Source organism: Pseudomonas sp. 9Ag, assembly GCF_902506445.1.
In the GTDB taxonomy this organism is placed as follows: Bacteria; Pseudomonadota; Gammaproteobacteria; order Pseudomonadales; family Pseudomonadaceae; genus Stutzerimonas; species Stutzerimonas stutzeri_AB.
The window spans coordinates 246,304-272,367 of sequence record NZ_LR733836.1 but is presented as its reverse complement, the minus strand read 5'-3'; the positions used below and the strand labels follow the sequence as shown (position 1 = coordinate 272,367).

At 60.6% G+C, this 26,064-nt stretch carries 22 protein-coding genes; 13 read left to right on the top strand and 9 right to left on the bottom strand.

Annotation, left to right across the window (positions count from 1 at the left end; all coding sequences use genetic code 11):
• Positions 1-81: 81 nt before the first annotated feature.
• The 4 genes from tssI to ALTERO38_RS01175 are packed head-to-tail and all read left to right on the top strand — an operon-like array spanning position 82 to position 6,429.
• On the top strand, positions 82-2,229 hold the full coding sequence (tssI, locus tag ALTERO38_RS01190; RefSeq protein WP_159966965.1) for a type VI secretion system tip protein TssI/VgrG: 2,148 nt from the start codon (positions 82-84) through the stop codon (positions 2,227-2,229).
• On the top strand, positions 2,226-2,801 hold the full coding sequence (locus ALTERO38_RS01185; RefSeq protein WP_256663744.1) for a DUF4123 domain-containing protein: 576 nt from the start codon (positions 2,226-2,228) through the stop codon (positions 2,799-2,801). The genes tssI and ALTERO38_RS01185 overlap by 4 nt, the downstream gene beginning before the upstream one ends.
• Positions 2,798-5,479, top strand: coding sequence for a toxin VasX (locus ALTERO38_RS01180; protein WP_159966964.1), 2,682 nt, complete (start codon positions 2,798-2,800; stop codon positions 5,477-5,479). The genes ALTERO38_RS01185 and ALTERO38_RS01180 overlap by 4 nt, the downstream gene beginning before the upstream one ends.
• On the top strand, positions 5,470-6,429 hold the full coding sequence (locus ALTERO38_RS01175) for a hypothetical protein (RefSeq protein WP_159966963.1): 960 nt from the start codon (positions 5,470-5,472) through the stop codon (positions 6,427-6,429). Before ALTERO38_RS01180 ends, ALTERO38_RS01175 begins: the two co-directional genes overlap by 10 nt.
• A 78-nt stretch (positions 6,430-6,507) precedes the next feature.
• Here the strand turns inward: ALTERO38_RS01175 and ALTERO38_RS01170 are convergent, their stop codons facing one another.
• On the bottom strand, positions 6,508-7,224 hold the full coding sequence (locus ALTERO38_RS01170; protein WP_159966962.1) for a UTRA domain-containing protein: 717 nt from the start codon (positions 7,222-7,224) through the stop codon (positions 6,508-6,510).
• A 353-nt stretch (positions 7,225-7,577) separates the two neighbouring features.
• On the opposite strand from ALTERO38_RS01170, the gene ALTERO38_RS01165 reads away from it, so the two are divergent.
• From ALTERO38_RS01165 to ALTERO38_RS01140, 6 genes are all read left to right on the top strand, one after another.
• On the top strand, positions 7,578-8,636 hold the full coding sequence (locus ALTERO38_RS01165) for an ABC transporter substrate-binding protein (protein WP_159966961.1): 1,059 nt from the start codon (positions 7,578-7,580) through the stop codon (positions 8,634-8,636).
• A 70-nt stretch (positions 8,637-8,706) separates the two neighbouring features.
• Positions 8,707-9,510, top strand: a complete 804-nt coding sequence (locus tag ALTERO38_RS01160) for an alkaline phosphatase family protein (RefSeq protein WP_159966960.1) — start codon at positions 8,707-8,709, stop codon at positions 9,508-9,510.
• Positions 9,507-10,418, top strand: coding sequence for an ABC transporter permease subunit (locus ALTERO38_RS01155; RefSeq protein WP_256663743.1), 912 nt, complete (start codon positions 9,507-9,509; stop codon positions 10,416-10,418). Before ALTERO38_RS01160 ends, ALTERO38_RS01155 begins: the two co-directional genes overlap by 4 nt.
• A complete protein-coding gene (locus tag ALTERO38_RS01150; RefSeq protein ID WP_159966959.1) occupies positions 10,405-11,205 on the top strand; it encodes an ABC transporter permease in 801 nt (266 codons plus the stop codon). The genes ALTERO38_RS01155 and ALTERO38_RS01150 overlap by 14 nt, the downstream gene beginning before the upstream one ends.
• Positions 11,206-11,635: 430 nt before the next feature.
• Positions 11,636-12,637, top strand: coding sequence for an ABC transporter ATP-binding protein (locus ALTERO38_RS01145; RefSeq protein WP_159966958.1), 1,002 nt, complete (start codon positions 11,636-11,638; stop codon positions 12,635-12,637).
• Positions 12,637-13,290, top strand: a complete 654-nt coding sequence (locus ALTERO38_RS01140) for an HAD family phosphatase (protein ID WP_021206430.1) — start codon at positions 12,637-12,639, stop codon at positions 13,288-13,290. Before ALTERO38_RS01145 ends, ALTERO38_RS01140 begins: the two co-directional genes overlap by 1 nt.
• A 16-nt stretch (positions 13,291-13,306) precedes the next feature.
• Here the strand turns inward: ALTERO38_RS01140 and ALTERO38_RS01135 are convergent, their stop codons facing one another.
• The 6 genes from ALTERO38_RS01135 to ALTERO38_RS01110 form a co-directional block, all read right to left on the bottom strand.
• Positions 13,307-14,503 carry a hybrid sensor histidine kinase/response regulator gene (locus ALTERO38_RS01135; protein WP_159966957.1) on the bottom strand — a complete coding sequence of 399 codons (1,197 nt, stop codon included), beginning with the start codon at positions 14,501-14,503 and terminating at the stop codon, positions 13,307-13,309.
• Between the two features lie 3 nt (positions 14,504-14,506).
• Positions 14,507-15,106 (bottom strand): chemotaxis protein CheB, encoded by a 600-nt coding sequence (locus tag ALTERO38_RS01130; RefSeq protein ID WP_159966956.1) that lies wholly within the window; start codon positions 15,104-15,106, stop codon positions 14,507-14,509.
• On the bottom strand, positions 15,103-15,921 hold the full coding sequence (locus tag ALTERO38_RS01125) for a protein-glutamate O-methyltransferase CheR (RefSeq protein WP_148925402.1): 819 nt from the start codon (positions 15,919-15,921) through the stop codon (positions 15,103-15,105). The genes ALTERO38_RS01130 and ALTERO38_RS01125 overlap by 4 nt, the downstream gene beginning before the upstream one ends.
• Position 15,922: 1 nt before the next feature.
• Entirely contained in the window at positions 15,923-19,426 is a 3,504-nt protein-coding gene (locus tag ALTERO38_RS01120) for a response regulator (protein WP_159966955.1), read from the bottom strand.
• A 217-nt stretch (positions 19,427-19,643) separates the two neighbouring features.
• The gene (locus ALTERO38_RS01115) at positions 19,644-19,802 is read right to left on the bottom strand and encodes a YqaE/Pmp3 family membrane protein (RefSeq protein ID WP_045423855.1); all 159 of its coding nucleotides are present in this window, start codon (positions 19,800-19,802) and stop codon (positions 19,644-19,646) included.
• A gap of 388 nt (positions 19,803-20,190) precedes the next feature.
• Positions 20,191-20,406, bottom strand: coding sequence for a hypothetical protein (locus ALTERO38_RS01110; RefSeq protein ID WP_102836743.1), 216 nt, complete (start codon positions 20,404-20,406; stop codon positions 20,191-20,193).
• Between the two features lie 438 nt (positions 20,407-20,844).
• Here ALTERO38_RS01110 and ALTERO38_RS01105 point away from each other — a divergent pair, with 438 nt between their 5' ends.
• From ALTERO38_RS01105 to ALTERO38_RS01095, 3 genes are read left to right on the top strand one after another with little or no spacing between them, the layout of a single operon-like run.
• On the top strand, positions 20,845-22,212 hold the full coding sequence (locus ALTERO38_RS01105) for a nodulation protein NfeD (protein WP_159966954.1): 1,368 nt from the start codon (positions 20,845-20,847) through the stop codon (positions 22,210-22,212).
• 3 nt (positions 22,213-22,215) lie between these two features.
• A complete protein-coding gene (locus tag ALTERO38_RS01100; RefSeq protein ID WP_159966953.1) occupies positions 22,216-22,977 on the top strand; it encodes a slipin family protein in 762 nt (253 codons plus the stop codon).
• A gap of 8 nt (positions 22,978-22,985) precedes the next feature.
• Positions 22,986-23,486, top strand: coding sequence for an LEA type 2 family protein (locus ALTERO38_RS01095; protein ID WP_159966952.1), 501 nt, complete (start codon positions 22,986-22,988; stop codon positions 23,484-23,486).
• A gap of 184 nt (positions 23,487-23,670) precedes the next feature.
• On the opposite strand, the gene treF is transcribed toward ALTERO38_RS01095, so the two are convergent.
• Positions 23,671-25,269, bottom strand: a complete 1,599-nt coding sequence (gene treF, locus ALTERO38_RS01090) for an alpha,alpha-trehalase TreF (protein WP_159966951.1) — start codon at positions 25,267-25,269, stop codon at positions 23,671-23,673.
• Positions 25,266-26,033, bottom strand: coding sequence for an SDR family oxidoreductase (locus ALTERO38_RS01085; protein WP_159966950.1), 768 nt, complete (start codon positions 26,031-26,033; stop codon positions 25,266-25,268). Before ALTERO38_RS01085 ends, treF begins: the two co-directional genes overlap by 4 nt.
• Positions 26,034-26,064: the final 31 nt, after the last annotated feature.

The following is a 26,064-nucleotide window of genomic DNA, read 5'->3' as shown; positions in this document are numbered from 1 at the left end:
GGCACGCCTGAAACACAGGCATTGCCGCCTTGCGAACCGCTATCGGATCGCTGCCATGGACTGGTTACAAAGGAACAGGGAATGTTCAATCCGGCCAACGAAACGCATTTCAGCCTAATTGTTGAAGGCGTCCAACATGACCTGCAGGTACTCGAATTCAAAGGGCGAGAGGCCATCTCACAGCCCTTCGCTTTCGATCTCGAACTGGTCAGCGAACGCCCCGATCTCGACCTGGAAAGCCTGCTGCATCAGCGCGCCTTTCTAACCCTGTCGCTTGGCGGCAAGGGTATCCATGGCCTGATCTACAGTGCAGCGCAAGGCAATTCAGGCAAACGTCTGACGCGCTATCGCGTCACCTTGCGTCCACAGCTCACCTATCTGTCACACCGTACTAACCAACGTATCTTCCAGCAACTCTCGGTACCGCAGATCATTGCGAAGGTGCTTGATGAGCACGGCATCCTTGCTGGCGATCGCCATCGTTTCGACCTTGGACCGGTGCTCTATCCCAAGCGGGACTACTGCGTTCAGTACGATGAAACGGATCTGCGCTTCATCCAGCGCCTCTGCGAAGAAGAAGGCATTCACTACCACTTTCAGCACAGCGAAACCGGCCACCTGCTGGTATTTGGTGATGACCAGACGGTGTTCCCGACGCTTGCCTCCGTTGCCTATCAGCAGGACAGCGGTATGGTCGCCGATAAGCCGGTCATCAAGCGCTTCGGCGTGCGCGTCGAGACCCGCACCAGCCGCGTTACCCGGCGCGATTACGACTTCGAGAAACCTCGTCTGACGATGGAATCGGAGGTTAGCAGCAGCACTCAGCCGGACCTTGAGGACTATGACTATCCAGGCCGCTTCGTCGATCGCGAGCGAGGCAAACATCTGTCCCGGCGTACTCTGGAGCGGCACCGCCACGATTTCGAGCTGGCCGAGGGCGTGAGCGACCAACCACTGCTGGCCTCCGGACAGTTTCTGCCCCTAGCCGATCATCCCCGCGCCGACTGGAACCAGCTGTGGCTGCTTACCGCTATCCACCATGAAGGCAAACAACCGCAAGTCCTCGAAGAGTCAGTCACCGAGGCATCGCTCCCGCACGCACCAACCCTCTCTTCCTTTAGGGAAGAGCGTTGGAGCGCCGGGCTTAGAGATGAGGAGCTGGAGGGTATCGCCCAAGGATTCGGAGCCAGCAGCTTCACCCAGGGCTACCGCAACCACTTCACCGCCACGCCCTGGGTTGTCCCCTTCCGGCCCGCACTCAATCACCCCAAACCCCGCATTCTGGGCAGCCAAAGCGCGGTAGTGACCGGCCCGGCTGGCGAAGAGATCCATTGCGACAAATACGGCCGAGTGAAGGTGCAGTTCTTCTGGGATCGTGAAGGCCAAGCCAATGAACAAACCAGCTGCTGGCTGCGCGTCTCGTCCGGCTGGGCCGGCGACCGCTACGGCGGCATTGCCATCCCCCGCGTCGGCATGGAAGTGCTGGTCACCTTCCTCGAAGGCGATCCCGACCAGCCATTGATCACTGGCTGCCTGTATCACAAGGAACATCAGGTCCCCTACGACCTGCCGGCCAACAAGACTCGCAGCGTGTTCAAGACGCTGAGCTCGCCCGGCGGTGACGGCTACAACGAACTGCGCATCGAAGACCGCAAGGGCGCCGAACAGATCTACCTCCATGCCCAGCGCGATTGGGACGAGAACATCGAACACGACCAGAAAATCCGCATCGGCCACGAGCGCCATGACACCGTCGAGGCCAACAGCTACAGCGAGTTCAAGGCCGAGGAACACCGCACCACCCACGCAGATCGCAAAACCGAAGTCCGCAGCAACGACCACCTTACTGCTGTCGGCAACCAACACGTGAAGATCGGCAGTGGACACTTCATCGAAGCCGGCAACGAGATCCACCTCTCCAGCGGCCTGAAGGTCGTGCTCGAAGCAGGCAGCGAACTGACCTTCAAGGCTGGTGGCAGCTTCATCAAACTCGATGCCAGCGGCATTACGATGGTCGGGCCTTTGATCAGGATGAACTCGGGCGGAAGTCCGGGGAAAGGCACAGGCGCGGCGCCGGTGCTGCCGGGACAAGTCAAGCCGGCAGATGCGGATGTGCCAGGGATGTCATTGGAAGCTCTGGTGAAGCAAAACATGTTGTTTCGCAGTACCCGCGCGGGGATCTGTGAAGTATGCGACGCCGCCAAGACATCAAAGGGAGATAGGGCATGAGCTCCGTAATGCCCGATGGGAACGGCTTCATTCTGTTGGATGGTGCACGATACAAGCACGCAACGGCATGGCTGTATCAGCACTTTCCTAGCCATCAACCAACACCGCTACTCCTGGGTACGGCCTATGAAGCCATCGCCGACGGGGGGCCTATCCTGCTTGATGCTTCAGTCGGCAGCATGGCCTATGAAGCCTGGCGTCACGGAGCCGAAATCAAGGATGGGCTTTGGCTGGAAAGCACTGCATCAATGGACGACATGCAGCGCATCCTGCGGCGACGCCTCCGCGTTTTCACGCCCGAACATGGTGAGTTTTGGCTGCGCTTGGGTGACGCCCGACCACTCTTTCAGGCATGGCAGCGCGGAGTGCAATGGCCAGAAGGGTTCTGGCATCGAATCTCACGCGTATGGCTTCATCACGAAGGCAAAACTTTCTGTGCGTGGCAAAACGAACACCCAGAAAATGATGGCGCGCCAGCCGAGTGTGGCCTCGCAGCGCAAATGACTCTCGACTGGCGACTGCTCGAAGCGCTCGCGGAGCAGAACGACACGGCACAGGAGGCTCTTCTATGACTGCTCAAATGCCAGGCCCATCCAGCCTGACGGTAGCAGGCTGCCCCCTTCTTAGCGCCGTACTGCCGTTGCGCTACGCACTCGGGCCAACGCAAGCAGTTGATACCGCAGCCTACAATCTGCCCATCATGCAGGGCAACTTTCCCGCTATTGGTGATTCCTTCGAGCCCTTGCAAGGCCGCCCTCTTAACTACACCGCTCGCCTTTTGCGTGATGGCTGGTTATACGTTTGGCAAAACACCCTGCAGCAATTAGTCGAGTACCGAGTCAGCCAAGCAACCTTTTCCCAGACAGCCCGTGGCGGGAAGGTCATTGACGGACGTAGTTTGCCTTATCTACTCCTCCCGGCCGGGACACCAGCTATGTTGTCTTGGTCGCCACGACAATGGTCCGATACGTCGTTCGCGGCAGCCAAAAGCGAAACAGAGGTACGCCAACGAGTGATGCGTACCATCATTCCAGGAGCGGGGCCCTTCAGTGGCCAGGCACGTAACGTCCATGAGCGTATCGGCGACTACATGGACGCCAACTGGTATGGCTGGAGCTGCGAACCATCCACTGCTCATCGTCCAGCCTGGCCACAACTGCTGGAGGATATGCAACGGTGCGAACAGCAGTCCTATGCCTTAATCGACGACCCATGGGGCGTACTGCTAGATCTGGCTGAATTACTCCGCGCCCGCCAACAAGCCTTCAACGTCACCCGGGAAGTCCGTGGCGAAGATTGGGCCATGGCCGGTGTACTCAAGTCTCTGGCCGATAGCGATTCGCAAATTGGCGGGCAGCTACGAAACATGACCAGTTACGGCAAATTGCAAACCGCCTGGCAGGAGCAAACTCAGGAAGAGGATGCATACAGTGCCGATGTACGTCGTCTCAGTGAGCTCTGGTCAGCCTGGTTCAGCACTCTGGCACAACGTGGTCCCGCGAGCCTAGATACCGCTTGTGGCCATTTCGACATTACCCAGCCGGGTCCACGAACAGAGCTTGAGCTGCACTTCGCCGCGGCGTGTCTTGGTCCAGCGACAACCGGCCCCGGTGCTCAAGCCATCTCTAACGCCCTAATGCTTCAGCAACAAGCAGGTAAACCCTGGCTGGTCTGGTCACTATTGGGACTGGGTAAGCGCCTGGGTATTGGCGAGATCAACACCATTGTCGGGCTCGCCGATGGCGCCAGAGACAATGGCGCTAGCGCTCTGACTGAAGCTCGCAAGGTGGCGGAACGACTTAACCAGGCGGCCGAACAACTGACTCGGCATATTCAGGGATCGGCACGGGAGGCGCTGTTCGCCGCCCTTGCCCCAATTGCTGGTGTAGGCCTGCAACAAGCCAATGATGGCACCAAGGCTGCCGGACGCCTATATTTGGCCGCCGCGCTGGCGCGCAGTCAGCAGCGCCTGGCTATCGAGGCCGTCAGTCAGCGCCAAGTCGGGGAGTGGATGAGCGACCTGATGGGCACACGACCCCAACTGCCCGCCGAGCTCAGGCCCACACAATTAAGCGTTGCGGTCAGTGATGCCTTGCCGTTCTTCCGGCTGCTGCCGGCCAAAGACCTGCCCGCATTGACCGGGCACTTGGCAGCCGACGTCAATCTCAAGGGAATGCTCGACCTTAGCAAGAGCGGGTTGGAAAAGGCTCCGGTCAAGTGTTTGGTCGCCCTAGTCGCGGGGATGAATTTTGTTTGGGGCGGGGCACAGCTAACCGAAAAGCAGTCCGGTAAAAGCTGGCTGAGTTTTACGGGAGGGGCTTTTGGTGTTGCTTCTGCTACATCCGCGATAGCACAAAAAGTTGCCGAAGTAGACTGGGAAGCCACCACCAAGATTGCAGGCACCCAGTCTCTTTCGTCTCAAGCCGCTCTGGCCAAAGCCTTGAACATCGGCGCAAGCACCGCTTTATTGCAATCTGTCACCTCAGGCTTTGATGTAATGGTCTTCAGTATTGAGGCGTTGGAGTCCTACCAAGCCGGCGATATCGATACCGCGAGTATTAATGCCGGGCTTTCCCTGGCCTCCGCCGCCAACCTGCGTTTGTACGTGCAGAGTTTTCGGTCGATACGCGCCGCCCGTGCGGCGGTAATCGCCGGAGAGGCTGCAGCCATAGGACGAGGGGTTAGCGTCGTCCCGCACCTAGCCACCCGCGCATTGGGCTGGACCCTGCTGATTGTCGGTGGAGTGATCGCCCGGCAATATACTCAAGACACGCCACTGGAAACTTGGGTCAAGCGCACCCGCTTTGGTATCCGCCCTGCCGACTGGGCTGATAGTTACGAACAATCGATGACCGAGCTTTATAAAATCGTCTTCCCCATCAGCTTCCAGGCTTACCGTTTCAACGAGCTGAATCCCTATCACGGCATGCAGACCAGCACCTATGTACTGCTGCGCCTACCGGGCAGGGATACCCTGACCGACGAGATGATCCACTTCAAGGGGCACGAAACCTGGGGCACCTTTCTTGGCTTCGGCGGAACCCGCAAGGCGGTGGAATGGACGGGTAGAGATTTCGATCATCACGGCGGAACCCGAGTCAGAACCGAACCTGGCGTTGCTGTCTACCGCCGCGTTTACCATGAAAAAAACGGCAACGAACTCGATGCCATTCATGGCGAACTGAGCTATTCGCCCATCGAAGGCCTGACCCTGCCACCTATCGAGATCAAGGAGCTCGCATGGCTGTAAGCGACCTGATCCAGCGAGCTCGCGCCCGCTTCGGGCAAGCGCCCAGCATACTGTTGCGCGCAGACCAGTCCACGGGGGAAAAGCCCTGGGAAATGTTCGTTACCGACGAACATACCGAGCACTATTTGGCCCTTAAGACAGGAGGCGATACTGATAGGGGAATGCTTACTGGCGTATTGGGCGGCGTTGGCGGAGCAGCGACAATCCTCATGAGTGCCATTCTGATCCTGACTGGGAGAATAGATGGCGTTTGGATTGGACTGACATTGGCTGTCATCTTGTTCATCGTCCCCTTTCTCTGGGAAACCCGTCGCCCACTTCCCCTGCCGATCCTCTTCAACCGCCGTACCCGCGAGGTATATTTCGACCACAACGGTGAGCTCTACCACAGCCCATGGGACAATATTCAAGCGCTGGCCGGCGAGTACGTGATGGTCGGCCCCCATACCGGCGGTATGCGTAACGCTTCACTGGAAGTTCTTGTGCGCCGATTGGGGGAGCCGGATAAAGCGCTGCTCGTCAGTCTCGGGCTGCCCATGGGCAAGACGCTGCAGATGCAAGAAGGCTTCTGGGAGTGGCTGCGTGCCTATATGGATAACGGCCCCTGGTTTGATGAAAACGGCCAACGCAGCGATTCGGATGCCTATATCAAGGAAATGCTCAAGGCCAGCAATATCAAAGGTACTGACTGGCACTCACTGACGCTGGCCAAGATAGCCAAGAAGAAAGCCGCCAATGGCGGGAAGAACTACCTGGAGTGGACCGATGCCTTCATGCTGGTCTGGGAGGTGCTGCATTACCCCATAAACTGGCTACACGAGTACACCTACACAATCGCCAAAAGCCGCTCACGCAACCGCTGGCCACAGATTGTGAGCGAGCGCCTGCAACCCGATGGTCCAACCACGCGGTTGATCGATCTGGAGCGTGAACGGGGGCTAGATGTATAGCCGGCCCTCTGCCGCAATGAGTCACCTCCCAGCCAGGGCACAAATATACCTGCCGCGCTAATTCATGAGCGGCCGCCTTCACTCCGGCACCTCCACGCACACATGAATCGCATCGTGCCGCCAATACTCCACGTCGCAATCAATCAACCGATCCTGCTGGTCGCGGTTGAGGCGGGTGATGCGCAGGGCTGGGCTGCCGGGGGCGGTGCGTAGGGTTGTCGCGGCTTCGGGATGGAGGGCAGTGGGGACCATATCGAAGCGGACGCGGCCGTAGTGGATGTCGTATTCGCTGGCATATAGCTCGGTCAGGGAGCGGGTCAGGTCGAAGTCGAGGATGCCTGGGAAATAACTGGGGTTCAGGTAGTGTTCGACGTAGAGCACTAGGCGGCCATCGATACGCCGGGCACGGCGGATCTGGACGACGCCGGATAACGCCGGCAATCCCAGTCGCGCGCACATGTCTGCCGCAGCGGGCACCAACCGGGCCGACAGGACCTCCGTCGCTGGGGTCCGGCCCTGCTCTTGAACCATGGCGTGAAAGTGGCTCCGCACGAGCGGGTTGTAGGCAATCCGAGGCGGTGAGACGAACCAGCCTCGACGATCCTCGCGGTAGATCAGCCCCTGTGATTCCAGCTGGCCCAGCGCCTCGCGCAGCGTGATACGCGTGGTATCGAACAGCTCGCTGAGCTTGCGCTCAGACGGTAGCTGGCCACTGGGCTGGAGCAACCCGTGGGCGATCTGCTCCTGCAAGGACCGGCAGATTGCCGTAACCGCTCGCGGTGCTTCATCACGCATCACTTACCCCCCAAGCTGGTCCAGACCAGTGCCAAAGCGGAGCGATTGCTCCCATCATTTGTTGGCTGAAGCCGACTTTCAGGCTAGGCAAGCTAAATGACCGGCGCATGACATCAGTGCGTAAAGCAGCCCATTTGCGTCTGCTCTGGCCCGATCAAGCGTATCGGTGAAATCAGATGAAACCGCGCAAAGCAAGGCGCTCAGCCTGAGCTAGGCTTGCTACGGCACTCCTGTCGCGGTGTCGCTCTAACGGGCGGCGGCGGAGGCAACGACATCAAAATGTCATTTGCACCCCCTAGATTGGCTCCAGTCTTGCTGATCTAGACCAAACTGACCTGCGAAAGGAGCTTCTGATGAAACGACTGCTGCTGGCATCACTGCTGGGATCGGCGATTGCCTTGGCGACATCGGCAAACGCTGCACAAACGGACCTGAAAGGCCTCGAAGAGGCGGCGCGTGCGGAAGGTGAGGTCAACAGCGTCGGCATGCCGGACAGCTGGGCCAACTGGAAGGACACCTGGCAGGATCTGGAGAAGAAATACGGCCTCAAGCACATGGACACCGACATGAGCTCGGCGCAGGAGATCGCCAAGTTCGCCGCCGAGAAAGACAACGCCACGGCCGACATTGGCGACGTTGGCGCCGCGTTCGGGCCGATTGCCGTACAGCAGGGCGTCACCCAGGCCTACAAGCCAAGCACCTGGGAGCAGATCCCTGAGTGGGCCAAGGACAAGGACGGTCACTGGATGCTGGCCTACACCGGCTCGATTGCCTTTATCGTCAACAAGCAACTGGTCGACAAGGCGCCGACCTCCTGGGCCGAGCTGAAGGATGGCAAGTACAAGGTCGCCATCGGTGACGTCAGCGCCGCCGCTCAGGCCGTAAACGGAGTACTGGCGGCCGCCATCGCCAACGGTGGTGACGAAACGAATATCCAGCCGGGTCTGGATTACTTCGCCGAAATCGCTAAGCAGGGCCGCCTGTCGTTGTCGAACCCGACGATCCAGACGCTGGAGCGTGGCGAAGTGGAAGTCGGTGTGGTCTGGGATTTCAACGGCCTGTCCTACCGCGACCAGATCGATCCGAGCCGCTTCGAAGTGCTGATTCCCTCCGATGGATCAGTGATCTCCGGCTATTCGACCATCATCAACAAGTGGGCCAAGCACCCCAATGCCGCCAAGCTGGCACGTGAGTACATCCTGTCCGACGCCGGTCAGATCAACCTGGCCAAGGGCAACGCGCGGCCAATTCGTGCCGAGCACCTGACCCTTCCGGCCGATGTGCAGGCCAAACTGCTGTCGAACGAGCAGTACGCCAAGGTCAAGCCCATCGAGAATGCCGAAGCCTGGGAAGCGACCTCCAAGGCGCTGCCGCAGCAGTGGCAGGAAAACGTGATCATCGAGATGGAGTGAGGCATCGACGGGGAGGGTGGGCTGACGCACACCCTCCCCATCTACTGACTGCCTTCAACAGGAACGCCTCATGCGCAAAGCCATCCTCGTGATCCTCGACGGCCTGAGCTATTCGGTAGCCGAGCACGCGCTGGGGCACCTTCAGGCGTATTGCATGGCCGGTCGCGGCGCCTTGTATCGGCTGCAGTGCGAGCTGCCCGCGCTGTCCCGACCGCTGTATGAGTGCATCCTCACCGGCGTGCCGCCCATCGAAAGCGGCATCGTTCACAACGATGTGGTACGGCTGTCCACCGAGCGCAGCATCTTCCACTACGCGCAAGATGCCGGGAAAAGCACGGCGGCCGCGGCCTATCACTGGGTCAGCGAGCTCTATAACCGCGCGCCGTTTCACGCGGCACGCGACCGTCACAGCGAGACCCCGGAGCTGCCGATCCAGCACGGGCATTTCTACTACGAAGACCATTACCCGGACTCACATCTGTTTGCCGACGCGGAAAGCCTGCGACTGCGGCATAAGCCTGACTTCCTGCTAGTGCACCCAATGAATATCGACGATGCCGGCCACAAGCACGGCCTGGATTCGTCTCAATACCGCAACGCGGCGCGGCGCGCCGACATCCTGCTGGCGGAGTATCTGCAGCCTTGGCTGGATGACGGCTATCAGGTGCTGGTCACCGCCGACCACGGCATGAACAACGATCGTTCCCATAACGGCTTGTTGCCGGAAGAGCGTGAAGTGCCGTTGTTCGTTTTCGGCTCGGCGTTCAGCCTCGACCCGGCCGCCTCCCCGAAACAGACCGAGCTGTGCGGCACGCTGTGTGAGCTGCTCGGCGTAGCCCACGACAAACCGCTGTGCCAGGAGCTGCTGATATGACCGCGCCGCTCCAGAACAACGTCAAGACCGCGGCCATACGCGACCATGCGGCTCCGACCGCCGTCAGCCGCAGGCCAACACGTGGCAAACACCTGGCGCTGCTCTGCCTGCTGCCTTTCGCCCTGTTCTTTTTTGCCTTTCAGATCGCCCCGCTGCTGTGGGTGACGGTCAACAGCCTGAACACGCCCGAAGGCTGGGGCCTGGCCAACTTTCATAAGATCTTCGGCTCGAAGTTCTACCTGCAAGCCATCAAGCACAGCCTGCAGATCGCCTTCTGGTCGAGCCTGTTCGGCATCGTCATTGCAATCCTCGGCAGTTACTCGCTGCGTCAGGTTAATTCCAGGCTGCGTGACTTCGTCATGGCGTTCTCCAACATGACCAGCAACTTCGCGGGCGTACCGTTGGCATTCGCCTTTGTCATCCTGCTCGGCTTCAACGGGGCGCTGACCATCCTGCTCAAGCAGGCCGGGATCATTGAGGACTTCAACCTCTACTCGAAGACCGGCCTGATCGTGCTTTACACCTATTTCCAGATTCCGCTGGGCGTGTTGCTGCTCTACCCCGCGTTCGATGCGCTGCGCGAAGACTGGCGCGAGTCCGCTTCCTTGCTGGGCGCGGGAACTTGGAGCTACTGGCGTTATATAGGCCTGCCGGTGCTGACGCCCGCACTGCTCGGCACCTTCGTCATCCTGCTGGCCAACGCACTCGGCGCCTACGCCACCGTCTACTACCTCACAACAGGCAACTTCAACGTCTTGCCGATCCGCATCGCGGCGATGATCTCCGGGGACATTTCGCTGGACCCGAACATGGCCAGTGCGCTGGCGATGGTGCTGGTCGGGCTGATGGCGGTGATTACCGTGGCGCACCAGCTGCTGCTGAAGCGGAGCTACCATGCGAGCCGTTGAAGCCAGGCGCGGCCAACTCTACCACCACGTTGTGGTGTGGCTGCTGTTCCTGATCTTGCTGCTGCCATTGGCGGCGACTTTTCTCTACTCGATATCCAGCAGCTGGTCGGCCACGATCCTGCCGGACGGGCTGACCTTCAATTGGTATCTGCAGCTGTGGAGTGAAGAGCGCTTTCTTCGTGCCTTCGGCCAGTCCTTGCTGGTCTGCTTCGGCGCCCTGGCGCTGGCGGTGGTGCTGATCCTGCCGCTGCTGTTCGTGGTGCATTACCACTTCCCGAAGCTCGACGGCCTGATGAACATCCTGATCCTGCTGCCCTTCGCGGTGCCGCCGGTGGTGTCCTCGGTCGGGCTTTTACAGCTGTATGGCTCGGGACCGCTGGCGATGGTCGGTACGCCGTGGATCCTGATCGGGGCCTACTTCACCATCGCCCTGCCGTTCATGTATCGCGCGATCAGCAACAACCTGCAGGCGATCAACCTGCGCGACCTGATGGATGCCGCTCACCTGCTCGGCGCCAGCACCTGGAAGGCAGCCTTTCTGGTGGTGCTGCCCAACTTGCGCAAGGGGCTGATGGTGTCGCTGTTTCTGTCTTTCTCCTTTCTGTTCGGCGAATTCGTCTTTGCCAACCTGCTGGTGGGCACGCGCTTTGAAACCCTGCAGGTGTACCTGAACAACATGAAAAACAGCAGCGGCCACTTCAACAGCGCGCTGGTGATTTCCTATTTCTTCTTTGTGCTGGTGTTTACCTGGGCGGCGACTCGGCTGAATCGTGAGCGCACAGCATGACGGCGCGAGCAGTTTCGTAGATACCGTCTTCCCCATTACCGAGCAAGGGCCAGTTGAGGGTCGAAACGCTGGCCCGATTTAAGTACCCCATAGGCGATGTGCAGCAGCTTGCGCATCGCTGCACAGACGATTTGTTTTCCGGAAGGCCGCAGCGCTATCTACGTCGCAGGCTCAAAGCCTAAGGGTGGATACGGCTTCCTGGCCTTCCCCCGATGATCAGTCGGGAACTATCACCCCAACATAGCGTGGTAGTCGAGATACAAGGGTGGGTTTTAGTTCCGAGAGGTGGGCGTTAGCTCTCGAGATAGACGGTGGACTGAAGCCCACCCTACACAGGAATGTAGCTGAGTTCGTCGAGCGTGCCCCGTATGGCCCAGCTCTTTCAAATTGATCCATGCCACCGCAGCGGCAATTCGAGACAGGAACCCTCATGAGCTACCTTTCCATTCGCGGCCTGCATAAATCATTTGGCGATACCCAAGTCTTCAGCGACATCAATTGCGAAGTCGCCAAGGGTGAGCTGATCACCCTGCTCGGCCCGTCTGGCTGCGGTAAATCCACGCTTCTGCGCTGCATCGCCGGACTGACCGAGGTGGATGGCGGGCAGCTTTTGCTCGATGGCGAGGATCTCGTGCCGCTTGCACCACAGAAGCGGCAGATCGGCATGGTGTTCCAGAGTTATGCGCTGTTTCCCAACATGACCGTGGAGCAGAACGTCGCCTTCGGCCTGCGCATGCAGAGCATCGCCCGAGACGAGAGCACACGGCGGGTGAGCGAGGTGCTGGCGATGGTCGAGCTGAGTGATTTCGCCCGTCGTTACCCGAGCCAGCTTTCCGGCGGCCAGTGCCAGCGCGTGGCCCTGGCGCGTTCGCTGGTGACCCGCCCTCGCCTGTTGCTACTAGACGAGCCCTTGTCAGCGCTGGATGCACGCATCCGCAAGCATCTGCGTGAGCAGATCCGCGCGATTCAGCAGGAGTTGGGACTGACGACCATTTTCGTCACCCATGATCAGGAGGAAGCCCTGACCTTGTCGGATCGCATCCTGCTGATGAACGCCGGCCGCATCGTCCAGAGCGCCGATGCCGAAACCCTCTACACCGCACCAGTGGATGCCTTCGCCGCCGGCTTTATCGGCAACTACAACCTGCTCGCCCCGGACATCGCCTCGCGATTGCTGCAACGCCCGGTTGATGGGCAGGTGGCGATCCGTCCGGAAGCCATCGCGCTGAGCAACTCGGCCGACGGCGGCAGCAACATTGCCGCCGTGATCAAAAGCCACAGCTTGCTTGGCAACGTGATTCGCTACCGCGTAGAAGCACGCGGAGTTGAACTGCTGGTCGATGTACTGAATCGCTCCGCCGCCGATCTCTTTCCCCGCGGCTGCCAGGTTGGCCTTACCATCGACGCTTCGGCAATTCACGAGGTGGCTTGATGGCCCTGGCAATTTTCGACCTGGACGAAACACTGATAGACGGCGACTGCGCCAGCCTCTGGGCCCATGAAATGGCCAAGATCGGCTGGGTGGATGGAGAATCCTTCCTGCGCAAGGATGCCGAGCTGATGGCTGAATACGCCTTCGGCACGCTGGCGATGGAAGACTACATGGCCTTCAGCCTGACACCCCTGGTAGGCCGCACGGCTGAAGAGGTGGACCATGTCGTCGAACCCTTCGTCGAGGATGTGATCGAGCCGCTGATCTATAACGACGCCATGCGCTGCATCGCCGAGCATCGCAAGGCCGGCGACCGCATTCTGGTGATTTCCGCTTCGGCGGAGTTCCTCGTCGGGGCCGTTGCCGAACGCCTCGGGATCAGAGAAGTGCTGGCCATTCAGCTGGAGGAACAACACGGCTTCTACAGCGGCAACACCCGTGGTGTGCTGACCTACCGTGAAGGCAAGGTGACGCGGTTACGTGAGTGGGCAGAGGCGGCGGGCGAATCGCTGGAGGGCGCGCACTTCTACTCCGACTCGATCAATGACCTGCCGCTGCTCGAGCAAGTGGCGCATCCGCATGTGGTGAACCCCGACCCGCTATTGCGCGAACAAGCCGAAACCCGGGGATGGCCTCAGCTGACCTGGACCTGATGCGCACCCATGCGCCTCAGGCGTTGGCATTCAATGGCAGCAGAACCCTGAACAACGCACCCTTGCCCTCTTCGCTCTCGACTTGAATCTGGCCTTTGTGCGCTTTGACGATCTGTTCTGCGATGAACAACCCAAGACCGAGGCCAGCACTGCATTCGCTGCCTTCGGCGCGCTCGAACTGGCAGAAGATGCGCTCCAGGCTCTTCGGGCTGATACCGATGCCCTGGTCGCGCACTTCGATACAGGCACCATACTCGCTCGCGCCGACACTCACCTGAACCGGATTACCCGCACCGTAACGCATGGCATTGGTGAGCAAATTGGCCAGCACCTGTTCGATACGAAACTCGTCCCAGCAACCGATGATCGGTTCGGGGCGCTGGAACAGCAGTGTGCAGCCGCTCACTTCCATTTGCGGGGCGAAATTTTCCACCACGCTGGCTACGAGCTTTCCCAAATCCACCTGCGTCGGCCGAATCGACAGCTTGCCGGTGCGGATACGCGACACATCGAGCATGTCGTCGATCAGGCGGATCAGGCTCTGAACCTGGCGCTCATCCTTGTCGACCATCTGCCGAAGCTTGTCCTCGCTGAACACCGCGGCGCTCTCGCGACCGAGCTGTAACTTACGCAGCTGCACTTCCAGAATGAGCGTATTGAGCGGCGTCTTCAGCTCATGGGAGACGATCGACATGAAGTCGTCGCGCATGCGCACCGCATTCTCCAGTTCGGCCTTGGTGCTGCGCAGCTCGTCGAGCAGCACTTCTTGTTCGCGGCGGCTGCGCTCCAGCTCTTCAAGCTGACGCGCCAGTCGCTTGCGGTTGCGATAAAGGTCGACGAACACACTGACCTTGCTGCGCACCGCATGGGTGTCCAGCGGCTTCTGCATGAAGTCGACGGCACCGCTTTCGTAGCCCTTGAACGCATAGTCAAGCTCGCGCCCAGCGGCGCTGACAAAGACGATGGGGATCTGCTTGGTGCGCTCGGTACCGCGCATCAGCTCGGCCAGCTGGAAACCATCCATACCGGGCATCTGGACATCGAGAATGGCCAGTGCGAACTCGTGGCGGAGCAGCAGTTCAAGCGCCTGTTCTGCCGACTCGGCCTGATGCACCCGGATGCCCGGGCCCTGTAGCAGGGCCTCCAGCGCCAGCAGATTTTCCGGCAAATCATCGACGATCAGCAGGTTCGCTTCATCGGTTTGGTTGGGCATCAGTCACTCCAGATCACGCAACAATCGATGAATATCGCGTAAAGGCAAAATGTAATCCGGCGCGAAGCGCTGGAGTGCAGCAAGTGGCATCGTCGGCACCTCGGCTTCGCCGGGCTCCTGAACGATGGTGAGGCCGCCGGCCTGCTTGATCGCCTCAAGCCCGGCGGCGCCGTCCTCGTTGGCGCCGGTCAGGAGGATGCCGGCAACGCGGTCGCCCCAGACATCTGCCGCAGACTCGAAGAGCACGTCGATCGAAGGTCTTGAAAAATGCATCGCCTCATCCTGGCTGAGCGACAGCGTCATGTCCGCCTCAACCAGCAGGTGATAGCCCGGCGCTGCGAAGTAGAGCGTGCCGCCATGCACCGGCTCCTTGTCGCGCGCTTCCTTCACGGCCAGATCGGTCTTGCGCTGGAAGATCTCCACCAGCTGGGTTGGCCCTTTCGGGGGCACATGCTGAACCATCAGCAGCGGCAAGCGAAACGTACGCGGCAACCCCGACACCAGCGCACTGAGCGCGGACAACCCGCCAGCCGACGCGCCGATCACCACGGCATCCACAGGCCGGGCGGGCAGCTTGGTTGAGGTTTCGGCAGGCGCTTTCATAGCTTGCGGAAAATCCTTTCCTGCTTGTTGAAGGCTTCGAACCGCCCGGCATAGCCGGAAAACTCGAGGGTTTCCTTGCTACCGAGGCCGAGGAAGCCCCGGTGGCAGAGCGAATCGAGAAACAGGCCAAAGGCCCGGTCTTGCAGCGGCTTGTTGAAATAGATCAGCACGTTGCGGCAGGAAATCAACTGCGTTTCGGCGAATACGCTGTCGGTTGCCAAGCTGTGATCGGCGAACGTTACGTTCTCTTTCAAGGACTTATCCATGATTGCCGAGTCGTAGGCGGCCGTATAGTAATCGCTCAAGCTGTGCTTGCCACCGGCACATTGGTAGTTATCGGTGTACTGGCGCATGTTATCGATGTTGAAGATGCCCTGACGCGCACGCTCCAGCGACCTTGGGTTGATGTCGGTTGCGTACAGGATTGTGCGTTCGAGCAGCCCTTCTTCCTTGAGCAGGATCGCCATCGAGTAGACCTCTTCGCCCGTACTGCAACCGGCAATCCAGATCTTCAGTGACGGGTAAGTGCGCAATACCGGGATCACCTGCTCACGCAGCGCCAGATAGTAGCTGGGGTCACGGAACATCTCGCTCACTGGGATGGTAAGGAACTGCAGCAGCTCCATGAACGCCTGCGAGTCGTAGAGAATCCGGCGCTGCAGCTCCGAAATGCTCTCGCAGCGCATCTGCTTCAGCGCCAGCAGCACGCGGCGTTTGAGCGAAGCACTGGAATAGTCGCGGAAATCGTAGCTGTAGCGCAGGTAGATCGCTTCGATCAGCAGCTTCAGCTCGATGGCCTGGTTGCGGTCCGGCATGTCAGAGCAGCTCCACCTTTGGCAGCCAGACGCGAATCAGCGAGAACAGACGGTCCAGGTCGATGGGCTTGGCCAGGTAATCGTTGGCGCCCGACCGCAGGCAGCGATCCTGATCATCCTTCATCGCCTTTGCAGTCACCGCAATGATTGGAAGCTTGGCGAAGCGTGGGTCCTTGCGGATCTCCTGCATGGCGGTGAAGCCATCCATCTCCGGCATCATGATGTCCATCAGCACCAAATCGATATCGCCAACGTTCTGCAACTGGGCAATGGCCTCATGGCCGTTGCGCGCGATCTCGATCAGCGCGCCTTTCTGCTCCAAGGCGCTGGTCAGGGCGAAGACATTACGCACGTCGTCGTCGACCACCAGAATCTTGCGGCCCTCGAAGGCCTTTTCCCGGCTGCGTACGCTTTTCAGCATCTTCTGGCGCTCCGGCGGCATGTCCGACTCCACCTTGTGCAGGAACAGCGTGACCTCATCGAGCAATCGCTCCGGCGAACGCGCGCCCTTGATGATGATCGAGCGCGAGTATTTCATCAGCGCCGCTTCTTCATCACGAGTGAGGTTACGTCCGGTATAGACGATCACCGGCGGGAAGGAGCAGATGTCCTCGCGCGCCATGCGTTCGAGCAGTTCATGGCCATCCATATCCGGCAGTTTGAGGTCGATGATCATGCAGTCGAACACCGTGGTACGCAGCAGCTCGAGGGCTTGCTGACCAAACTCCACCGCGGTGATCTCGATATCGGTGTCCTCGATCAGCCGCGAGACGCTTTCGCGCTGACGGGCGTCGTCTTCGACCAGCAGGATACGTTTGACCTTTTGCGCCAACTTCTCCTCGAAGCGGCCGAACACGGCCTTGAGGTCTTCGCGGGTCGTCGGTTTGGTCGCGTAGCCGATGGCGCCCATCTGCATCGCGGCTTCCTTGCGATCCTCCACCGACACGATGTGCACCGGGATGTGCCGCGTCATGGGGTTTTCCTTGAGCCGTTCAAGCACGGTAAGCCCGGAATGGTCTGGCAACCGCATGTCCAGCAGGATCGCATCGGGTCGGTACTGCACCGCGGTGTCGAAGCCGTGGTCGGCGTTCTGCGCGATCAGGCAGCTGTATTTCAGTTCGTGGGCCAGGTCGCGAAGAATGCTGGCAAACTGCGGCTCGTCCTCGATTACCAGCACCGAGCGCTCGAACGGGAAGCGCTCGCGATCGTCCGTCAGGGACGCCACGCCTTGGGCTTGCTCCAGCACCGGTCGCGGCGTTGCAGCAATAGGCGTCGCCACGGGTGCAAGCGCTGCCTGGATATTGATCGGTGCAGGTAAAGGCTCGGGCTCCTGCTCGGCCACCGGGGCACTGTAGTTCTCCGGAACGATCAAGGTGAACACGCTGCCGGCCCCCGGCTCGCTACTGACCTCGATGGTGCCGCCGAGCAGCTGGGCCAGTTCGCGGGAGATGGACAAGCCCAGCCCGGTGCCGCCATAACGGCGGTTGGTGGTGCCATCGGCCTGACGGAAGGCTTCGAAGATCACATCCTGCTGATCGGCGGGAATACCAATTCCCGAATCACGCACGGCAAAGGCGATCTGCTGGTCGTCACGGCGCGTGACCCGAAGTTCTACCGAGCCCTTTTCTGTGAACTTGAAGGCATTGGACAGCAGGTTCTTGAGAATCTGCTCCAGCCGTTGGCGGTCGGTGAAGAGGCTGGACGGCACGCTTTCGTCGAGTTGAACGTCGAACTGCAAAGTCTTTTCCAGCGCCTGGGCGAGAAACAGGCTCTTCAGGCCATCAACCAGTCGCGTGAGGATCAACAGCTCGGGATGGACATCCAGCTTGCCGGCTTCGACCTTGGAGATATCCAGAATGTCGTTGATCAGATTGAGCAGGTCATTGCCCGCCGAATAGATCGAGCGCGCGAACTGCACCTGGTCTTCCTGCAGATTGCCGTGCGGATTGTCGGCCAGCAATTTCGACAGGATCAGCGAGCTGTTCAACGGCGTGCGCAGCTCGTGGGACATGTTGGCGAGGAATTCCGATTTATAGCGACTGGCGCGCTGCAATTCATCAGCGCGCTCTTCGAGCATCAGCTGCACCTCATGCAGGCGATGGTTTTTCAGGTCCATTTCGTCGCGCTGCAGTGCCAGCGCCTGGGTCTGTTCGGCGAGCTGCTCGTTGGTCTGCTCCAGCTCGGCCTGCTGCTCTTCCATGTGCGCCTGCGACTCACGCAGGGCGTTGGACTGCTCTTCGAGCTCCTCGTTGGCTGCGCGCAGCTCTTCCTGTTGCACCTGCAGCTCCTCGTTGAGCTGCTGGGTTTCAGCCAGCATGCGCTGCAGACGCTGACGGTAGCGCGCGGCTTCGATGGCCGAGCCGATGTTCTCGCTGACCCGCTGCAGCAACTCACGGTCTTCATCAAGCAAGGGCCGCAAGAAACCGATCTCAAGCACGGCGTTGACCATGCCGCTGTCCTCGACAGGAAAGATCAGCACCGACGCTGCGTCAGCGCTGCCCAGCGCCGAGCTGACGTTCAGGTAACCCTGCGGCACATTGTCGAGCCGCATAACGCGGCGCTCCAGGGCCACCTGGCCCACCAGCCCCTCGCCAAGCTCCAACGAGCGACCGGATTGCAGACGTTCCCGGTCCCAGCCGAACTCCGCGACGCGCTGCAGCTTGCCATCCTGCGTGACGTAGAGCGCGCCAACACTCATGCCCAGGTAGCGCGCGAGGAAGCCAAGCACGTTCTGACCCAAGGTCGGCAAGGCCTGTTCGCCAATCATTGATTCACTGAGCTGGGTCTGGCCTGTGCGATACCAGGCCTGCTTTTCCAGAGCGGCGGCGTGCGCCTGTTGCTGTTCGAGCGACTCCGAGTAGCTGTCCGACAAACTGATCAGATCACGCCGCCCGAAATAGACCAGCAGGCCGCTGAAGATCAGGCTGAACAGCAGAAAACCGCCAATCAGCGCGGTGGTGATCGCTTCGGTCGTGTCGGTACGTTCGGCTCGGACCTGCCGTTCGTGGGCGATGAACTCATTGAGCAGACGACGCTGTTCTTCCTTCAGCTCAAGCCCTCTGTGGCTGCGGACATAGTCGATGACAGGCTGGTTCTGATCCCTGCGCTCGATCGCCTCCCCGGCGAAAGCGATCCATTGCTCATGCAGCCGGCCGATGCGCTCGACTCTATTCAGCTGTACCGGATCGTCGGCGGCGAACGTGGTCATCTGTTCGAACAGGCTTTCGTACACTGGCAGCTCATTACGGTAGGGTTCGAGAAACACCTCTTCCCCCGCAATAAGGTAGCCACGCATCGAGGCCTCCAGATCCCCCATCACCTTGAGCATGTCGTGGGCATAGCCGACGCCCACCACCGAGCGCTCGACCCAGTGGCCGACGTTGAGCAGGAAGTAAACAATGGCACTGAAGAAAAACGCGCTGAGGAAACCGAAACCCAGAGGCACCGCCACGTTGCGGTTGAGGATTCGCTTGAAGTGATTCTGATCGATGAAAGAGTCGCCCATCTGGTTCCTTCCAGGCCACTGTGCCCATGACAGTGGCCCACGGCCACGCCGGCAGATGCATCCGCGCGAGGCGAACGTCTCCGATCCCGACAAGTTCTTGGTGATTCGCGTGAGATGCCACAAGCCACGCAGTCGATCGGGGACTTTACACCGCCTCGCTTGCAAGCACAAAAAAGCCCGGCCGAATGGCCGGGCCCGATTGCTCGCGGGTCAACCCTTAGCGACGGGCAATGATCCAGACCGCATGAATGATTCCCGGGATATAGCCCAACAAGGTCAGCAGAATGTTAAGCCAGAAGGCGCCCCCCAGGCCTACCTGCAGGAACACCCCCAGCGGCGGCAGCAATATCGCGATGATGATGCGGATCAGGTCCATTGTGGTTCCCCTTAAGTCTGGTTTAGCCAATCGGTCTACTGTGAATCGACCGGTTAGCCGGAAAGGGGTTCCTTTGACTGCAGCAATCGGCGCGCCTACAGATAGCGCGTCGGGACGTTTCGATGGAGCAACCGCAGCCGCAAAGGCAGCGATTTCAAAATCCGGTAGCGACCGTTTGAGTCGCCTGGGGCACCCGAAGGGCGCAAGAAGGAGAGAACGCGGCTGGCCTTGGAATGCAGTCAGCTGAATGCGTCGATGCCGTATGCCTTGTGAGCCACGTGCAACGCCAAGCAACAGCGCGAGGCCAGCCGACTATCGCCGATAATCCAAGCCCGTCGCCATAAGCGAATAGTCGAACATGACACCCAACATTCCGGTTTTTTATTGCTTAAAGACGAGCAGGCGGTTCAGGCCTGTTGCGCTTACGTCGGATGTTGATCCATGACAGCACGGCCAACGCCAGCATCAGCCCGGTCATGTTGTAGTTTCCGATCGCCGCGTAGCCCAACGCCGCGAGCGAACAGGCTACGAAACCGATCCACCTGACGTAACCCATCGCTGTCCGCACCGCGCCGCCAACGCGGTCATCGTCTTGCTGTCCCATTCCACCTCCCCGCAGGCGCTCCAACGCCTTGGCTAACGTGGCTGCTGCTGATCAGCGCCTCGCCACTTTTATTCAGCACTCACGCTGCGTCCGTTTCACGCTGCCACATGGGGCGAGAAGGGGCAATGCTCATGGCAGTCAAACAGCGTGCCGCCAGCGAGCCACATCCACCGCGTTTGAGATGATGAATGCACTCAAAACTTCGGCGGAGCGGAGCATCACGCAACGGCACGCTGCGACGTTGATCGCCCCCCTTTTTGTTCGGCCTCGCACGAGATGTGAGACTCGTTGATCACCCGGCCACCAGGGGCGCTGCCCCTTGCCGATGACCTGGATCAAGGTACCGCACAGCGAAGAGGAACCTGCGGCCGACTGGACTATCCTCAGAGAACCGCCTCATCAATCATCGGCCTGCCGCCGACCGGGAGGTTACAGCTGATGCATCGTCGTCTGGTAAACCGATTCGCCTGGCTGCTTGGCCTGATGCTGGCCTTCGCCAGTGCCGCACAGGCGGCCGGGCCGGTGATGGTGCTGAGGGTCGACGGTGTTATCGGCCCGGCCAGCGCCGATTACGTCATCCGCGGCATCCAGCGGGCGCAGGAGACCGATGCGCAGCTGCTGGTGCTGGAGCTGGACACGCCTGGCGGGCTAGATATCTCGATGCGCGCGATGATCAAGGAGATCCTCGCCAGCGCTCTGCCGATCGCCACGTACGTCACGCCCAGCGGTTCGCGGGCGGCCAGCGCCGGCACTTACCTGCTCTACGCCAGCCACGTCGCCGCGATGACCCCCGGCACCAACCTCGGCGCCGCAACCCCGGTGCAGATCGGTGGCAGCGGCGGCGGACCACCGGCGCCTTCACCGGAGGCCGATAAAGAAAACGAAAAGAGCGGAGACGCCATGAGCCGCAAGCAGGTGAACGATGCAGCCGCTTATATTCGCGGCCTGGCGCAACTGCGCGAGCGAAATGCCGAATGGGCCGAGCGGGCCGTGCGTGAGGCTGTCAGTCTGTCGGCAACCGAGGCCTTGGAGCTGAACGTAGTCGACTACCTGGCTGACGACCTTGATGACCTGCTGAACCAGCTCGACGGGCAAACCATCCAGACCACCACCGGCCCGCAGACATTGAGGACAGCTGGCGCCACTGTCGAGCGCCATGACCCGGACTGGCGAGTCCGCCTGCTGGCCGTGATTACCAACCCCAGCGTTGCGCTGATCCTGATGATGATCGGCATCTACGGACTGGTCTTCGAGTTCTCCAACCCAGGCACCGGCGCCGGCGGCGTCATTGGCGGGATCTGTCTGCTGCTGGCGTTGTTTTCATTGCAATTGCTGCCAATCAACTATGCCGGGGTCGCCCTGATTCTCCTGGGCCTTGCGTTCATGGTCGCCGAAGCCTTCGTGCCCAGCTTCGGCGTGCTAGGCCTTGGCGGCGTTGCCGCCTTTGTCACCGGTTCAGTGATCCTGATCGACACGGAGGTGCCAGGCTTCGGCATTCCATTGGCCCTGATCGGCACCCTTGGCGTCATCAGCGCGCTGCTGGTCTTTGCCATCGTCAGCATGGCGCTCAAAGCCCGGCGACAGCCCGTGGTCACCGGTGATGGCGAGCTGATCGGGACGCTTACCCGAGTCACCGGTGTCGAGGCCGATAGTCCCGGCAATGGCTGGGTGCAGCTGCACGGCGAGCACTGGAAAGTGCGGGGAACGGCGCCGCTGCAGGTGGGCCAGCAGGTTCGCGTGGTAGCACGGCATGGCTTGCAACTGGATGTGACCGCGGCCGACGGGCCCTCAATCGAGAAGAGGTGAAACATGGGTTTTGAAATGAGCTTTGTCGCCGTCGCAGTGCTGGTGATTGCGCTGCTGGCATCCACCTTCCGCATCCTGCGCGAATACGAGCGCGGCGTGGTGTTTCAGCTGGGCCGTTTCTGGAAGGTCAAGGGGCCGGGGCTGATCCTGATCATTCCCGGCATCCAGCAGATGGTACGGGTCGACCTGCGCACCCTGGTGCTCGATGTGCCGACTCAGGACGTGATCTCGCGTGACAATGTCTCGGTCAAGGTCAACGCGGTGGTGTACTACAGGGTGCTGGATGCTGAGAAGGCGATCATCCAGGTCGAGGACTATCACTCGGCGACCAGCCAGCTGGCGCAGACGACGCTGCGCGCGGTGCTTGGCAAACATGATCTGGACGACATGCTGGCCGAGCGTGAACAGCTCAACAATGACATCCAGCAGGTCCTTGACGCACAGACCGACGCCTGGGGCATCAAGGTCGCCAATGTCGAGATCAAGCATGTCGACCTGGATGAATCGATGATTCGTGCCATCGCCCGGCAGGCAGAAGCGGAACGCGAGCGTCGCGCCAAGGTCATTCATGCAGAGGGCGAGCTGCAGGCCTCGGAAAAACTCATGCAGGCCGCCGAGATGCTCGGGCGCCAACCCGGCGCCATGCAACTGCGCTACATGCAGACGCTGAGCAACATCGCTGGCGACAAGAACTCGACCATCGTCTTTCCGCTGCCCATGGAGCTGCTGCAGGGCATGGGTAACCTCACCAAGAAAACCGAGTAGAGACCCCTATGCCCTTGCGCTCCGCCGTACCCGTTGTTCGCCTGCTGTCGGTCTGCCTGTTGATGCTGACCCTCACTGGCTGCGCGGCTTTCTTCAAGCACGACCCGCTCAACGTACAGGTGGCCGGCATCCAACCGCTGCCCGGGGAAGGACTGGAGCTGCGCATGGCGGTGAAACTGCGGGTGCAGAACCCCAACGATCGGCCACTGGATTACGACGGCATCGCGCTGGAGCTGGAAATCAACGGGCGCAACCTGGCCAGCGGCGTCAGCGACGCAAGCGGCACCATCCCACGCTTCGGCGAGACCGTATTGAGCGTGCCGATGACCATCTCGGCATTCTCTGCCGCGCGGCAAGCGCTGGGCCTGGCTGAGCATATCGCCATGGATGAAGTGCCCTATGTGCTGCGAGGCAAGCTGGCGGGCGGCAGGACGTTCGGCACGCAGCGGTTCGTGGAGAAGGGCACGCTTGATCTGAACGGCGCATTGCCTAGCCCGTATCGCCGGTAGATCTCTAGGGTTCGCAGCCGGCAAACGCGCTCTGGCAAGCGGGTAACTTAGCTGCCGGCATCTCCCAACGCTTCGCGAGCAAGCTCGCTCCTACAAAAGGCATCCTGTCTCGTTGAGTAGGAACGCTTGCTCGCAAATGGCAGGGCTGCCGACCCGCCACAGTCTCGGCAGCTGTCCGCCCTGCTCACTCCACCCGGCAGCGGCCGGCTCGGCAACGGTGAGCTTCATGAGACGGGTCGGCCTGCATCAGCTTGCGAGTCACGCCGTTGGTCCAGCCGAAGCCGTCCTGCAACGGGTATTCACCACCGCCGGCGTGCTCGGTGCAGGGCCGCAGCACGTATTTCTCCACCAGCTTGCTCTCGCTTTCGAACAGCAGTGAAACGATCTTTAGCCAGCGCTCTTCGATCTGCAGTGCCAGCGCATCGTGACCGTAATGCTGCAGTCCACGGATGCCCATCCATTGCAGCGGCGCCCAGCCGTTCGGGCGGTCCCACTGCTCACCGCTGCCACTGACTTCGGTGGTGGAAAGTCCGCCGGGGGCCAGCAGCCGCTCACGAACAACCTCAGCTACCCGTTCCGCCTGCTCGGCGCTGGCGTGCTTGACGAACAGCGGCGTCAGAGTCGCGGCGGTAAGGTTGTCCCGCGGCTGCGCCAGGCACCAGTCGTAGTCGAAATAGGCGCCTTGCTGCTCGTTCCACAAGTAATGGTCGATCGCAGCCAGACGCTTTTCGGCACGCTGACGGAACGCCTCGGCACAGACATGCTGGCCCTTGGCGTGACTGAGACGGGCGATCTGGCGCTCAAGGTTGTAGAGAAAGCTGTTCAGGTCCACCGGAATGATCTGTGTGGTGCGAATGCTCGATAGCCGCTGAGGATCGCCCAGCCAGCGCGAACTGAAATCCCACCCGGACTCGGCCCCGGCGCGCAGGTCGCGATAAACCTCATGGGCAGGCCGGCTGGAGGAGCGCGCCGTTTCGACGTCTTCAATGTAAGACTCCTCGCGCGGCGTGTCCCGCTCATCCCAATAGCGGTTGAGCACGCTGCCATCGGCCAGACAGACGCAGCGTCGATGAGACTCGCCCGGGCGCAGTTGATCGTCGCCGTCGGTCCAGAACGCATGTTCCTTGCGCAGTTGCGGCAGGTAATCGCTGGCGCGGTGCACGCCGGACTCCTCGAACAGATCGGTCATCAACGCGAAAACCGGCGGTTGCGAGCGACTCAGGTAGTAGGAACGGTTGCCGTTGGGTACATGACCGTAGGTGTCGATCAGGTAGGCGAAATTGTCCGCCATTGACCGCAGCAGCTCGCAATGCCCGCTTTCGTCCAGACCGAGCATGGTGAAGTAGGAGTCCCAGTAGTACAGCTCGGTAAAGCGACCGCCCGGCACCACGTAGTCGTGGGGCAGCGGCAACAGCGAGGAAAACTCCGGGTGCTGCCGCGGCTTTCGGGTCAGCACCGGCCAGAGCCGATCAATGTGCTCCGCCAGGGTATTGTCGGGGTCGGCGACAAACTCGATTGGCTTTCGCTGGTAGACCTCAAAATGCTCAAGGACAAAGTTGCGCAGATCGAAACCTGGCTGGCTGTTCTGTGCCCGGTAGGCTTCCAGGATGCGCTCTGGATGCTGCCGAGGGGCGCAGTCGACGAAGGTCTTGCTGTCAGGAAACACGCGCTGCATCTGCACCGCCACGAAGAGCTCCTGGTAACGGTCCGCCGGGCTCAGCGTATCTGCGGCCGACACCGCGCGGGTGTCGTAATCGAAGGCGTTCGAAGAGGTATCGGTCATTGCTCGCTGTAATTCCATAGCAGTCCACCATCTATCACCAGTGTAGTGCCAGTGACGTAGTCGGCATCGTCCGAGGCGAGAAAGGCCACCGCTCCCGCCACGTCGTGAGGTTGCCCGAGACGTTTGGCCGGTATGTTCTCGAGCAGCCCGGCAAGCTTCTCCGGCTCGTTCATCAGGGTCTGATTGATAGGCGTCTCAATCGCGCCAGGGGCAACGTTGTTGACCGTGACCCCCAGCGGGGCCAACTCGATCGCGAGATTGCGCGTCAGCATCTTGAGTCCGCCTTTGCTGGAGCAGTAAGCACTGAAGTTGGGGAACGGCAGTTCCTCATGAACCGAACTGTTGTTGATGATCCGCCCGCCGCGTCCAGTGTCGCGCAGGTGACGAGCAAAGGCCTGTGACAGGAAGAACGGGCCACGCAGATTGACGTTCAGAACCTGGTCGTAATCCGCCTCGCTCACATCGAGAAAGGCTGCGTGCTTCTGCACTCCGGCGTTATTGACCAGAATATCCAGCCGGCCCATCTGCTCGATGGCCTGTTCGATCAGCTGGTAGCAGTTGGCGGGCTCTGCAACGTCAGCGGCGATGAAGCAGGCCCGATGCCCCTGGGCTTGCACCAGCTCGAGTGTTTCACGCGCCTGCTCGTCATCGTGCCGCCCGTTGATCACCAGATCGGCGCCTTCTTTGGCCAGGCGTATGGCGATGCCGCGGCCGATGCCCTGGGAGCTGCCGGTAACCAGGGCGACCTTGTTCTGCAGTTTCATCGAACACCTCGTGTGGCTGTCGAGTCGCAGC